General features: G+C 39.5%; 16 protein-coding genes. 13 read left to right on the plus strand and 3 right to left on the minus strand.

The window, feature by feature from the left end; genetic code table 11:
- Nucleotides 1–4: 4 nt before the first annotated feature.
- From VP97_RS15665 to pfkA, 8 genes are all read left to right on the plus strand, one after another.
- Nucleotides 5–856, plus strand: coding sequence for a transketolase (locus VP97_RS15665; protein ID WP_050182857.1), 852 nt, complete (start codon nt 5–7; stop codon nt 854–856).
- Entirely contained in the window at nt 856–1,806 is a 951-nt protein-coding gene (locus VP97_RS15670) for a transketolase family protein (RefSeq protein WP_050182858.1), read from the plus strand. The genes VP97_RS15665 and VP97_RS15670 overlap by 1 nt, the downstream gene beginning before the upstream one ends.
- A 43-nt stretch (nt 1,807–1,849) precedes the next feature.
- Nucleotides 1,850–2,608 carry an SDR family NAD(P)-dependent oxidoreductase gene (locus VP97_RS15675; protein WP_050182859.1) on the plus strand — a complete coding sequence of 253 codons (759 nt, stop codon included), beginning with the start codon at nt 1,850–1,852 and terminating at the stop codon, nt 2,606–2,608.
- Nucleotides 2,609–2,771: 163 nt separating this feature from the next.
- Nucleotides 2,772–2,879 (plus strand): GapA-binding peptide SR1P, encoded by a 108-nt coding sequence (locus VP97_RS23385; protein ID WP_082220393.1) that lies wholly within the window; start codon nt 2,772–2,774, stop codon nt 2,877–2,879.
- A gap of 116 nt (nt 2,880–2,995) precedes the next feature.
- Entirely contained in the window at nt 2,996–3,994 is a 999-nt protein-coding gene (locus tag VP97_RS15680) for a TRAP transporter substrate-binding protein (RefSeq protein ID WP_050182862.1), read from the plus strand.
- Between the two features lie 44 nt (nt 3,995–4,038).
- A complete protein-coding gene (locus VP97_RS15685) occupies nt 4,039–4,569 on the plus strand; it encodes a TRAP transporter small permease (RefSeq protein WP_050182863.1) in 531 nt (176 codons plus the stop codon).
- Nucleotides 4,566–5,837 carry a TRAP transporter large permease gene (locus tag VP97_RS15690; protein WP_050182867.1) on the plus strand — a complete coding sequence of 424 codons (1,272 nt, stop codon included), beginning with the start codon at nt 4,566–4,568 and terminating at the stop codon, nt 5,835–5,837. The genes VP97_RS15685 and VP97_RS15690 overlap by 4 nt, the downstream gene beginning before the upstream one ends.
- Nucleotides 5,838–5,931: 94 nt before the next feature.
- Nucleotides 5,932–6,888 (plus strand): 6-phosphofructokinase, encoded by a 957-nt coding sequence (gene pfkA, locus VP97_RS15695; protein WP_050182868.1) that lies wholly within the window; start codon nt 5,932–5,934, stop codon nt 6,886–6,888.
- A 244-nt stretch (nt 6,889–7,132) separates the two neighbouring features.
- Here the strand turns inward: pfkA and VP97_RS15700 are convergent, their stop codons facing one another.
- Both VP97_RS15700 and tpx (VP97_RS15705) read right to left on the minus strand, forming a co-directional pair.
- Nucleotides 7,133–7,855 (minus strand): FadR/GntR family transcriptional regulator, encoded by a 723-nt coding sequence (locus tag VP97_RS15700; protein ID WP_082220394.1) that lies wholly within the window; start codon nt 7,853–7,855, stop codon nt 7,133–7,135.
- A gap of 640 nt (nt 7,856–8,495) precedes the next feature.
- Nucleotides 8,496–8,996 (minus strand): thiol peroxidase, encoded by a 501-nt coding sequence (tpx, locus tag VP97_RS15705; protein ID WP_050182869.1) that lies wholly within the window; start codon nt 8,994–8,996, stop codon nt 8,496–8,498.
- Nucleotides 8,997–9,682: 686 nt separating this feature from the next.
- On the opposite strand from tpx (VP97_RS15705), the gene VP97_RS15710 reads away from it, so the two are divergent.
- The 3 genes from VP97_RS15710 to VP97_RS15720 all read left to right on the plus strand — a co-directional run bounded on the left by VP97_RS15710 (nt 9,683) and on the right by VP97_RS15720 (nt 10,773).
- Nucleotides 9,683–9,805 carry a GapA-binding peptide SR1P gene (locus tag VP97_RS15710; RefSeq protein ID WP_050182870.1) on the plus strand — a complete coding sequence of 41 codons (123 nt, stop codon included), beginning with the start codon at nt 9,683–9,685 and terminating at the stop codon, nt 9,803–9,805.
- A 192-nt stretch (nt 9,806–9,997) separates the two neighbouring features.
- Nucleotides 9,998–10,444 carry a ribose 5-phosphate isomerase B gene (gene rpiB / locus VP97_RS15715; RefSeq protein WP_050182871.1) on the plus strand — a complete coding sequence of 149 codons (447 nt, stop codon included), beginning with the start codon at nt 9,998–10,000 and terminating at the stop codon, nt 10,442–10,444.
- A gap of 89 nt (nt 10,445–10,533) precedes the next feature.
- Nucleotides 10,534–10,773, plus strand: a complete 240-nt coding sequence (locus VP97_RS15720) for a hypothetical protein (protein ID WP_425388480.1) — start codon at nt 10,534–10,536, stop codon at nt 10,771–10,773.
- Between the two features lie 245 nt (nt 10,774–11,018).
- Here VP97_RS15720 and tpx (VP97_RS15725) read toward each other — a convergent pair whose 3' ends face one another.
- A complete protein-coding gene (tpx, locus tag VP97_RS15725; RefSeq protein WP_050182873.1) occupies nt 11,019–11,519 on the minus strand; it encodes a thiol peroxidase in 501 nt (166 codons plus the stop codon).
- A 665-nt stretch (nt 11,520–12,184) separates the two neighbouring features.
- On the opposite strand from tpx (VP97_RS15725), the gene VP97_RS15730 reads away from it, so the two are divergent.
- Nucleotides 12,185–13,018, plus strand: a complete 834-nt coding sequence (locus tag VP97_RS15730; protein ID WP_156153526.1) for a hypothetical protein — start codon at nt 12,185–12,187, stop codon at nt 13,016–13,018.
- 66 nt (nt 13,019–13,084) lie between these two features.
- Nucleotides 13,085–13,492, plus strand: coding sequence for an ATP-binding protein (locus VP97_RS15735; protein ID WP_050182875.1), 408 nt, complete (start codon nt 13,085–13,087; stop codon nt 13,490–13,492).
- Nucleotides 13,493–13,529: the final 37 nt, after the last annotated feature.

The following is a 13,529-nucleotide window of genomic DNA, read 5'->3' on the forward strand; positions in this document are numbered from 1 at the left end:
AATAATGACTGAGGTGATTGTAGTGAAAGAAGTAAGTGTTGCAGAACTACAAGAAAAAGCGATAGAGCTTAGGAAAACAGCGATTACGATGATTTTTGAAGCCCAGTCCGGGCATCCAGGGGGTTCATTATCCGCTGCCGATATCATCACGGCCCTTTATTTTAAAGAAATGAATATAGATCCCCAAAATCCGAAATGGGAAGACCGAGACCGTTTTGTTCTCTCAAAAGGTCATGTAGCTCCTATTCAATACGCTGCCCTGGCGCTGCGAGGTTTTGTCTCTTATGAAAACGTATACAAACTAAGGCAGTATGGATCGCCATTCCAGGGTCATCCTGATATGAAGAAATGCCCGGGCATCGATATTTCAACCGGTTCCCTAGGCCAGGGCCTCTCCTGCGGTGTCGGTATGGCACTTGCAGGTAAACGGGATGAAAAAGATTACCGGGTATTCGCTATGGTAGGCGACGGAGAGTGCCAGGAAGGGCAAATTTGGGAAGCAGTTCAAACGGCTGTAAAATACAAACTTGATAACTTAATTGTTTTTGTCGATAATAACCGTCTACAAATTGATGGTTTCTGCGAAGAAATTATGCCTTTGCAGGACATTGAGAAAAAGTTTGAAGTATTCGGCTTTGAAACGAAACGAATTGATGGGCATTCGATGGAAGAGATCGTGCAGACATTAGATGAAGTGACAAAAGCGAAAAATGGAAAGCCGAAATGTATTATAGCCGACACAATTAAAGGCAAAGGCGTTTCCTACATGGAAGATATTTGTTCATGGCATGGCGTAGCACCGAATGAACAGGAATACGAGCAAGCACTAGAAGAACTAGCAGGAGGTTTAAGATAATGAGCCTAACTGAAAAAGCAGTGATCACGAAAAAAGCGACACGGGAAGCTTTCGGTGATGAAATCGTTAAATTAGGGAAAGAAAATAAAAATATTTACGTCGTTGATATCGATATCGGTAAATCATGTAAAACAGGAGAATTTATTAAGCAGCTTCCTAACCAGCATGTGAACGTTGGAATTGCCGAACAAAACGGTGCGGGTCTTGCTGCAGGTCTTGCTACCACTGGTAAAATCCCCTTTATCAGTACTTATGCGGTGTTCGGTTCACTTCGCATGGCAGAACAAATTCGTCAGGAAGCATGCTATCCAAACTTAAACGTAAAAGTTGCCTGCTCACACGGTGGATTAACACCAGGAAGTGACGGCGGAAGCCACCAGGCAGTTGAAGATATGGGTGTGTACAGAACAATGCCAAACATGACGGTTATTATGGGGGCCGACTATCATTCCACACGCAAATTGATAGAACAAGCAGCTAACACATATGGACCTATGTACCTTCGCTTTACTCGAGATGCTGTGCCAATGATCTATGACGAAAATGAAGAATTTGAGATTGGCAAAGCGAAGCAGCTTAAAGACGGAAATGACGTAGCCATTATTGCAAATGGTGACACAGTATATCTTGCCTTGCAGGCAGCCAAACAACTTGAAGAAGAAGGAATTTCTGTGAAACTTCTTGATATGCATACCATCAAGCCGCTGGACCGTAATGCGGTTGTAGAGTGCCTGGAAATCGGAAAAATTGTCACAGTAGAAGATCATAATATCTTAAATGGTCTTGGGAGTGCGGTTTCTGAAGTTGTTGCGGAAGAAGGAAAAGGAAAAGTAAAACGCATTGGTATTCAAGATCGTTTTGGTGAATCAGCACCTTATGAAAAGCTAATGGAGCTGAATGGCATTACGATTGAAAATATTGTTACCTCAGCAAAAGAACTGCTTAACTAACAGATAACTTATCAATTTGAGAAAAGACAGGAGATAAAACAATATGTTTGAATTAACGAACCAGGTAGCAATCGTTACAGGCAGCGGATCTGAAAAAGGAATTGGCCGCGTTATTGCGATGACGCTGGCAAAACAAGGAGCTTCTATTGTTGTAGCGGATATGAATCCTGCCGGAATTTGGGATACCGTTGAAGCTATTCAAGAACAGGGCGGCAAAGCAATTGGGGTTGAAGTAAACGTCACAAGCAAAGAATCTGTTGATAATATGGTTCAAAAAGCAATGGACGAATTTGGGCGCATTGATATTTTAGTAAACAATGCAGGCATTTCACAAAAAGTAACAGTAGAAGATATGACATTAGAAGACATCACACGTGTTTTCAATGTAAATATGTTCGGTTTGTTCCTCTGCACACAGGCAGTCCTTAGCACAATGAAAAAGCAGCAGTACGGACGTATTATTAACTTGTCTTCTGTATCAGCGAAACGCGGCGGCGGCGTTTTTGGTGGTGCACATTATTCTGCATCAAAAGCGGCTGTGCTTGGTTTCTCTAAAAACTTGGCTCGTGAAGTTGGAACAGATGGCATTACTGTCAATAGTGTAGCACCAGGTCTTGTCAACACGGATATCTGGAAGTCACTTCCGGAAGAAGATGCAAAAAAAGTCATCGACAGTATTCCAATGGGGCGTCCAGGTGAGACAAGCGAAATTGCATCAACCATTGCTTTCCTGGCGTCAAAAGAAGCATCATACATCACCGGGGAAGAAATTGATATTAACGGCGGATCGCATATGGACTAACAGGCAGAAGAAATTTACCTGTAAATATGGAAGGAAAACTGTTTTGTAAAAAGCAAAGCGGTTTTCCTTTAATCGTATTGACAAGTCGAATAACATTCTCTACAATCAACTTAATTCTTGTTAGACAAGTGTACAAGTCACTCAAAAGAAAGGAGCTTGAACAATGGGTACAATTGTTTGTTCATCCTGTCATAAAACAGTAGCTTATGTTAAAGACGAAAAAGTAAGTACGTTATATTGTAAATGCGAAAGGTGCAAAGCTAAACTCTAAACTAGTTGATAGATAAACTATACCTCTATTTGACATTATTTGAAAGTGCTTACAATCTAGATTGACTAGTAGTCTTCCTTTCTTATATATCAGCTGTTTAGCAGGAGGAAAGTGGAATGAAAATAATTCGAAATATTATGATTGTGCTCGTTTCTTCATTGGCAGTAAGTTTAATCTGGATTTTCGTTTCAACAAATGATTTGGCTGAAACTGAAGAGGTTACACTGATCCGCTTTGGACATGGGGCTGCGGAAACAAATGAACGCCATTTGGCAGTTATGCATTTTAAAGAATTGATAGAAGAAAAATCAAATGGGAGCATGCAAGTACAGGTGTATCCAGCTGAACAGCTAGGGTCAGAAGCTGAAATGATTGAGAGTGTTTCATTTAACGATTTGCAGATGGTTGCAGCGAGTGCATTCAGCCAGTATGATCAGCGCATCAGTGTATTTGAATTGCCGTATTTGTTTGATTCCTATGAAGAAGCATGGCATACGTTAGATGGAAAGATTGGCGAGGAAGTGGCAAAGCCATTTTTAAAGGATAATTTGCGCATTATCGGCTATTTTGAAAACGGATTCCGCCATGTGACGTCTAATGTACCGATAGAAAAGCCGGAAGATTTGCAGGGGATCAAGATCCGAACACCGGAATTTCCTTTATCTATCAGTACTTTTCAAGCATTAAAATCCAATCCCACACCTATGGCTTTTGGAGAACTGTATATGGCTCTTCAGCAAGGCACTGTAGATGCTCAGGAAAATCCAGTTGCCAATGCATACTCTAACAAATTTCAGGAAGTGCAGAAGTACTTGAATTTAACTGCGCATCAATACATGCCGCTTCCTGTAGCAATCAGTGAAGAATTCTGGCAAACGCTTTCTCCGAAAGAACAGCAAATTATCAAAGAAAGCACATTGGAAACAGCTCAATTTCACCGTGATCTACTGAGAAAAAATGAAGAGAGCATGATTGAGGAATTAAAAGCAGACGGGATGCAGATTATTGAACCAGATTTAGAGCCATTTAAAGAGGAAACAGAAGAGGTATATGAATCTTTCAAACGGCAGTTTGGTGAAGAGCTTGTCAACAGCATCTTAAAAGAAGTGCAATAAAACGCTTCAGCATTCAACAGAGTAAAGTGTGATGGAGGAGTGTTATGAAAGCGATTAAATGGCTGGATGATCATTTAGAAGAGTATATTTTAGTGATTTTAAGTATATTTACAGTCGCTATTGTATTTATACAAGTATTTATGCGTTATGTGCTTGGCGACTCTCTTGTCTGGTCGGAAGAAGCAGCAAGATATGCGTTTATTTGGATGATTTATATTGGTGTAAGCTATGGAATCAAGCGGAACAGTCATTTAGGCGTTGATGCCTTTTCCATGCTGTTTGAGCAGAAAGGGCAGCTCATTATCGGCTTGATCGCAAATATATTGTTTTTTGTATTTGCCGTGGTAATGGCGTTTTACAGTTTTGACATTGTCGAACGCGTAACCAGAACATCCCCAGCTCTGCAGCTTCCATTAACATGGGTTTATGCTGCTCCGGCTGTTGGAATGGTTTTAACAACTATTCGATTAATTCAAAAAATGACAGCACAAGCAAGAGCATTAAAAAAAAGCGGCAATCAGGATAGTGAAAAAACGATCGATTTGGGTGATGGAGCGAAGGAGGAGGTCATATGACACCAGTTATTTTGTTTGGCAGTTTCTTTTTATTCATGTCTCTCACCATTCCAATTGCGATTTCACTTGGACTGGCAGGTCTCGTCACCGCATTGTATTCATCAAACATTTCGATTGCGTTTTTAGCCCAGGGATTTATTACATCAACGGATAACTTTGCATTGATGGCCATTCCATTTTTTATACTGGCCGGCGAAATTATGGGACGAGGCGGTATTTCACAGCGCTTGTTTGATGTAGCGAACGTTTTTGTTGGACGAATGACAGGCGGATTTGCGATTGCAGCTGTTGTTACATGTATGTTTTTTGCAGCCATTTCAGGTTCTGGTCCTGCGACAGTTGCTGCGATCGGCGGAATCATGATTCCAGCTATGGTCGCACAAGGATACGATAAAAGGTTTGCGACGGCAATCATCGTCACAGCGGGGTCGCTCGGTATCATCATTCCGCCAAGTATTCCAATGGTTCTGTTCGGTATTTCAGCGAACCAGTCAATTGGTGATTTGTTTATCGGCGGGATTATTCCAGGTATTTTTATTGGCTTGTGTATTATGGCTTGGACGTACTTTTATTCCAAGAAAAAAGGCTACAAAGGAACACAAGAAGCATTTACGTTTAAGAAAATGTTCAATGCTATTAACCGCGCGAAGTGGTCTTTACTCATTCCGGTAATCATTTTAGGCGGAATTTACGGCGGTATCTTTACGCCGACAGAAGCTGCCGTATTTGCGGTAGTGTACGCGGCATTCGTTGCACTTGTTCTTCATCGGGAAATTAAACTGAAAGAGTTTTGGAGCATCTTAGCGGATGCGGCAGTCAGCTCTGTGGCGATCTTGATCATTATTGGAACCGCGAACGCATTTGGCACTATTTTATCAATGGAACAAATTCCACAGAAGATTGCAGATGTATTCCTGTCACTTTCCAGCAACCCTACAATGATTATGTTATTAATTATCGCTTTACTGTTAGTTGTTGGTTGCTTTATTGATACTTCAGCAGCTGTAATTATATTCACGCCAATTTTATTTCCAGTGGCGCTTCAAGTGGGGATGGACCCGATCCATTTTGGCATCATTATGATCGTCACGCTTTCTATCGGTTTTATTACTCCGCCTCTTGGCGTAAACTTGTTTGTCGGTTCAGGAATTTCAGGGCTTGGTATGCCGACACTTGTGCGGGCAGTGACCCCATTCTTTTTCGTGATGCTGATCAGTCTGCTTATTTTAGTTGTACTGCCACAGCTTACAATGATGCTTTTAAGTTAAGGAAATGTTTTTACGATTCCAGAGTGATCGGTAACCCGGACTTCTGGAATTTTTTAATTAAAATAATTTTTTATCTTCTATAAGAGGTGACAAAATGAATAGATTGGCTATTTTAACAAGTGGTGGAGACGCGCCAGGTATGAATGCGGTCATTCGCGCTGTTGTTAAAGCAGCAGAACATCATCAACTCTCCGTTTTTGGTGTTCAAAATGGATATGAAGGTCTGATAAACGGCGATTTTTATGAACTGATATATGAAAAAGTAGAAAACATTGCCTCAAAAGGCGGAACGATTTTAAAAACGTCAAGATCAGCGGCTTTTATGACGGAAGAAGGCAGACAGCAGGCAGTCCATCAATTAAGAGAACAGAAAATAAATGCCGTTATTGTAGTTGGGGGCGAGGGTTCGTTTAAGGGAGCACAAAAACTCCAACAGCTTGGCGTACCAGTAGCAGCCATTCCCGGAACGATTGACAATGATTTAGCATATACAGAATATTCTATTGGCTTTGATACAACCTTGAATACAGTGCTGGATTGCGTGCGCAAAATTAAAGACAGCGGCTGTTCTCATAACAAAACGACGATTGTTGAAGTTATGGGACGGTATTGCGGAGATTTGGCCCTGCATTCAGTGCTGGCTGGTGAAGGTGAAATCATTTCAATCCCGGAGTATAAGCTTTCATTTGATGATATTTGCAGGCAGTTGAAAAAGAAAGTTCAAGATGGGAAATCTGATAATCTAATTTTGGTAACCGAGCGAATGTATGACTTGCAGGAGCTTCAGCGCTACATTGAAGAAAACATGCAGATCAGTACTCGCACGACCGTCTTAGGATTTGTTCAAAGAGGAGGAGAACCTTCTGCCTTTGACAGGGTACTTGCTGCGAAAATGGGAGTGGAAGCTGTTAGACTTTTGATAAACCATCAGTCCGGTGTAGCAATCGGCATACAGAATAACCGAATCATGCATGTCAGCCTTGCTGAACTGGATGAGAAAACAGCCGATAAAAGCGCAAATGAATCGCTTTTACATGTGCTGCTTTCTTAAATAAAAATCACCTGGAATCATGAATGATTTTTATTACGCATTTCTTTAGCAGTCAAAGGATTCATAAATAATTAACAAAGCGGAAATTTAAATGAGGCTTATCTGGTTTTGTTGATAAGCCTGCTTTCTTTCCTTATTTTATGCTCTTAAGTCTGGCTGCTGGAATCGCTGGAAAAATAGCCGGCATACCCTAAAAAGAAACCCTCTTTCACTTTTAACATAAGTGGAAGAGGGTTTCTCTGTTTTATACTTTCCAGTAACGATTGAATAAGTTTTTCATATGGTATTTCATTCGTTTTACCGCTTCTTTTTCGTCATGATTCTCGATTGCTTCAATCAATGCCTTATGCTCTTGAAAGTTCACATCGCGATAGTCAGGCCGGGTCACCGTGCGGTCACGGATAAATTTCCACATCTCCTGCTGCTTCATTGCATCGGCAATGGCACTCATGAAGGTGATATACAATTCATTATGAGATGCCCTGGCGATGCTCCGGTGCAATTGTTCATCAGTTTCTGGTACATAAATGCCATTCGCTGTTTCTTCTTCCATTTGATTAATTGTTTTTTTGAGTTCCTGAATATCTTCATCTGTTGCGCGTAAAGCGGCAAACTTTACAATGAGTGGTTCAATATTCATCCTCGCTTCCACGATGTCTTCTGGAGAAACAGAGTCCAAGAGGAACGAAGGTTTTGACTCGCTTCCCATGACCTGTGTGCTTTTAATAAAAGCTCCCTCCCCTTGACGGGAGTAAATAATACCGTTCATTTCAAGGGCGCTTAGTGCCTGGCGGACGGGGGCTCTGCTTACACCGAAATGACTGCATAGCTCGCGTTCTGATGGCAGTTTGTCTCCCACTTTTAACGACCCGGACTGGATTTCCGCAAGAATTTGATTATAAATTTGAATATATAGTTTTTTATTTGAAACTGGATTAAAGTTAATGAGGATCACTTCTCTCAACATGTTTTAAACTTTATGAATATTATATAGCTTTCTTTTTTTGAAGGCAAAGCAATAAAATAAATTTTCTCTCGAATTTATTAGCAAAAAAATATTAAATTTTACTTTATATGTTTGCGATGCAGGTACACAAATACAGGAAAATAAACAGAAACGAATAATATGAACAGCGTAAATATCTCTGATCAAAATGACAGCTGTCTTTGTAAAGAAACCATCAGCTTATGAGAAGATTTGGTTATCGTATAAGTGGATTCCGGCTATGAATGTGAAGCATCTGCTGAGTATCCAAACTAGGTCCCTGCAGCTGAAAAAGCAACAAAGGGCGAATTGAATCGCTGTATTTAAAGTTGCGAAATCAGTATAGCATGAGCCTCGCAGCAAATACAGCCAAAAAGGGATTGCTGGTATTGGTTAATGATATAGGAAGTGCTCAGAGCAACGAATAATAACTCGGGTTTACTGACAATACGGTAATGGGTCATCGAACCAGGATTTATATAACATTGCGTCAATCGGACTTGAAGCAATGGTTGAACAAGGCGGATGCCATGAAATGCATATCAATAAAGTATTGAAATTTAAATAAAACAGCTACCCATAATGAAAACAGCGGGGAAAAATAGTCCGCTGTTTTTTTAGATTAATTTGCCTCTTTTGCAGCCTGGAGTGCTGAGTCGTAATTGGGATGATTGGTTCCCTCTGATACATATTCTGTATATGTAACGGTGTCATTTGAATCAACAACGAATACAGAACGGGCAAGAAGGCGGTTCTCTTTCATGCCAACCCCATAGCTTTTAGCAAATGAAAAATCACGGTGATCTGAAAGCGTTTTTACATTTTCTAAACCGGAAGCTGCACACCATCTTTTTTGAGCAAATGGAAGATCTGCCGAAATCGTTAAAACTTCCACATTACTAAGCTTTGCTGCTTCTTCATTAAAACGGCGTGTCTGAGCATCGCATACGCCTGTGTCAATAGAAGGTACTACACTAAAAATACGTACTTTGCCTGCTGTATCAGCTAATGAAACTTCTTTTAAATCGTTGGATAAAACAATAAAATTCGGTGCCTTATCCCCTGGCTTTACCTCTTTTCCTACTAGTGTCACAGGGTTGTTAATGAATGTTACACTGGTCACGCCTTTTCCTCCTAACTAAAAATTAATAGTTTTATTATAATAGTTGTATACTTGTATTACAAGAATGAAAGCGATTTATTTAAGTATAAAACTAATATATTCATAAGATTAATTTAACTGGGGAAAGAATTCAAATTCTCGAAGCCATGTAGCAAATAAAATGGATAGAGGCGATGAGGCATAGACAAGGAATAAAAAGTGCAAGATACAATTGTATACCGAGTTTGGAAAGAAGGATCAATACAGCGCGCAGCCAAAGCAGCTTTATTCTTTGCACAGGGAAGCGAAAAGGACGACTGGCTTGCAACCTGAAGCTCTGTGCAACAGGCGCCGAGCCTATTTCCACCGCGAGCCTGCCGCCTGTTTGGTTACATAAGTATTGAAACTATTAAATAAACTCATTCTACCATCGCCGCTTTTAAAAGCGGATAAAGCAGGATGATGAAAACTTTTGCGGAGTACAGAGTAAATCGGGGTACATCCGTGCACTCCTAGAGTTCAAGAGGTTCGATAAGATTCAATTATCGGCGCCTCGTAAAAATTGAAAGCAAAATAGAGAACAGTTCAAAGAGAAATAACAGTTGTAAACATTTAATGCTATTTGACAGCGCTTTAATGTTTCGTTATACTTTAACCGTGGTAAACATAGTAGACAAGTATACAAATTAATGGGAGGAGAGAACAAGATGGGAATCTTAATCTGTCACACTTGTCACGCAACGATTGATCATTTTGAAAGTGAAAAAGTTACATTTCTTTATACTAAATGCGAATGCCAGCACTGCAGTCAGCAAGATGAAGAAAAATAAATATAGATAATAAAACAAAGTAAAACATTATTTTTTATCCCTTTCAATGTAAGGGATTACACGGGGCGGGTCTGATTGTTGCAATCAGGCCTGCTCGAAAAATGTTGAATGCACCTGAGAAATCAATTTTTTTGAAATAGGACAGCTGCAAGAAAACATGCAAGGGAAAAGAAGAGAAAAGGAGTGTATTTAGTGAAAATTGTTATTGCATCTGACCACGGAGGGATTGGGATTCGGAAAGAGATTGCGACTCTTTTAGATGAAATGAAGGTAGAGTATAACGATCTTGGATGTGACTGCAGCATATCTGTTGACTATCCTGACTATGCACGCCTAGCAGCTGAAAAAGTTGCGAAAGGGGAAGCAGATAGAGGCATTTTAGTATGCGGCACAGGAATTGGAATGAGTATTGCGGCCAACAAAGTAAAAGGAATCCGCTGTGCACTTGTGCATGATACTTTTAGCGCCAGGGCAACAAGGGAACACAACAATTCCAACATGCTTGCTATGGGTGAACGGGTTATTGGGGCAGGGCTTGCTCGCGATATTGTGAAGATCTGGCTGGAAACACCATTTGAATCGGGCAGCCGGCACGAAAACCGAGTGAATAAAATTAAACAAATCGAACATGTTTGGTGAAAAATTGAAAAAATGATGATTAACATAGCTCCTTTTATTCTACTGACTGACCTTGCTCGACTGGTAGATGGGATTAAGGACGCAGAAGCTTGAGGTGCTGTTACATTCACGGGGGTGTGATGGATGGTGATTTTGCGCTAAATATGACAATTAGCTTCCTTATAACAGAAACGATTCGGCCAGCGACAAACCTCCCACTGGATGTTCATCTTATGATTGACAATCCTGATATACATAAATGTTTTGCTAAGCCAGGTGCTGATATCATTTCTATCGATGCAGAAGCAGCTCCTCATCTCCATGGCACGATTCAAACTATTGAAGGATAACCATAAAAAAGCAATAGAAGGGGATAGGAGGCTTCAAACCTCCTTCTTAAACCGAAAGCAAGCAGAGGTCCGAAGGGGCCTCCGCTTTTTTATATGCTGAAAGGTTGCTGCCCTTGATAAATGTAAGAAGCGAAAGGTTAAAATATCGAGATTTTTTAAATTGTCCGGGTATTAATTCATTTAGACATTCTTTTTACATAAGGAAAGCGGCTTTGACGAATGTCAAAGCCGCATTTGCCATACAATTAGTTTGCCGCTTTTGCTGCTTCAATTGCCGCATCGTAGTTTGGATGATTGGTTGCTTCAGAAACATATTCTACGTATGTAACATTATCCTTTGAATCTAAGACAAAAACAGAGCGTGCTAACAAGCGGAGCTCTTCAATACCGACCCCATAGTTTTGCGCAAAAGAAAAATCACGGTGGTCAGATAAAGTTTTAATATTTTCAAGACCAGCTGCTGCGCACCATCTGCTTTGAGCAAATGGAAGATCAGCTGAAACAGTTAATACATCTACATTTTCTAGCTTTGCTGCTTCTTCATTAAAACGGCGTGTCTGTGCATCACATACACCTGTATCAATTGAAGGTACTACACTGATAATCCGTACTTTTCCTGTTGTATCAGCCAGTGTAACTTCAGAAAGATCATTTGCTAGCAAAGTGAAATCAGGAGCTTTATTACCTGTTTTCACTTCATTCCCAATTAGCGTAATTCGATTTTCTTTAAAAGTAACATGTGCCATATTTATTTTCCTCCTTTAGTTTTATATACCTTTATATTATACACAGTTGTATGCTTGTTCTACAAGTGCGAAATTTATATAAGTTTTTATAGAACTGCTAGCATTTGTTGTTCAGATTCAAGACTGAAGAAACCAATTTCTAAAAAAGGTACCTTATCAGGATTTTTCCACAGGGACTAAGAAGCGTTTATAAGTCTTTTCCTACGGCAGACGGTTCAGAAAAAGGCTGTACGATTGGAGAGAAACTTCCGCTAATAGTGCCTCTACTGAATCATTCCATGACTTGCTAAAGTCTAGAATGTTCTATCTCACCACATTTTAAAATATAACATCGTCATTGTTTGGCATACTGTTGAAAATGAAACGATATTCGTATTAATAAAACTAAGTCGTAAGCTGTCAGTGATATATTGGCAGCTGCTAGAAAAAGATGTTTTGATCTTTGTTTCGAAAGCATAGTTGAGTTCCCCTAATATATAAGCTTTTTATTTTGCGATATGTTATATATAAATGTAAAGAAAAGTTTACCAAAGCACTTTGCAAGGAGTTATTTTATGACGATAGGTTTCCTGATCTGTACAATCGGTCTTATTCCCATTGTACTCGCTATTACGGTTCATCAAATTTACAAGGGATCAAAACTGTCTCCCGGTTTGTTTATCTATATGATATTGATTACTCTTTGGCAGCTAAATATAGGTGTCCTCTACTTTAGAGAGATACTACCCGAAAGTTTAGCACTATTTTTATTTCGGCTTTTTCGAGCGGGACCCACATTTTCCGTACTGGCAGTATTTTATATAGCACACGTTACGATAGAAAACTATTCTTCGATTTTCAAAAAATATACAGCAGTGAGTAAAATTTTAAAATTTGTTTTTAATAAAAAAACTTTTGTTATTTTAATGATTTGGAGCCTTATGATTTATATTATCAATTGGACTACATTAGGGATCATGGGTCTAACAAAAGAAGACTTGGGACCACAGATGAGTTTTTACTTTCCAGAGTATGGATTGCTGGGCTGGCTGTATAAACTGCATGTGAGCAGCTTTTTGTTTTTTCTAATTATTGTATACTTTATTGCGCGGCAGATCCAAAATTCTCGTGTGCGAAGCTTTTTATCGGCTCTTGCCCTTTATTCTGTTTTCCTGTTTATCACGGGGTTCCTAAACTTCAATCCAGAAACAGGCGCATTATCGAGCAGCATAGGAGTCATTTTCTTTTCAACAATGATTATGGCTCGATTTGTAAAATTAAACATCGATATTGAGTTGAATTACCAGCGATTGATGGAAAGACAAAAAAAGCTAGACTTTACAGGCAACTTGACAGGGAGTTTAGTTCACGAAGTAAAAAATATAAATACGATCATAAAAGGATATTTACACATCCTCACAAAGGATAAAGCTTCCTTTAATGAGCGGCAAAATAGGGCCTTGGAGATGATTACTCAGGCAGCTGAGCACTTAAATGGTTTAACGAATAATTATAAATAATATATAGGAAACCATAAAATAGATTTTGAGACAGAGGACCTAGTCTTAATTATTAAAAGTGCCATCGTGCTTTCGAAAGAAATTGCGAGGGAGCATAATGTAGAAGTTGAATTTCATAATAACTACAATTCACTTATGCTGTTTGCGAATAAAGCATACCTTCAGCAAGCGTTTATCAACCTGATAAAAAATAGTATAGAGGCAGTGCCGGAAGATAGACAAAAAAGAAAAATCGAGATTCAGACCGGTATAGACGGAGATTTTATCATTATTGATTTAATGGATACAGGCAGAGGAATCCCCATTGAAAACAGGGACAGTATTTTTGATCCGTTTATCTCGTTTACATCACAAGGCATGGGAATGGGACTGCCATTCGTAAAAAAAGTTGTATTTGAACACCGAGGGGATATTAATATCATTCACAGTTCCCCAGAAGGCACACAATTTCAGATAAAGTTCTCTCAGTTTTAAGGGAAAGTTTTATGATTGTAATTACAGCTAGAAGCCT

This window comes from Domibacillus robiginosus (assembly GCF_000966195.1).
Lineage (GTDB): Bacteria > Bacillota > Bacilli > Bacillales > Domibacillaceae > Domibacillus > Domibacillus robiginosus.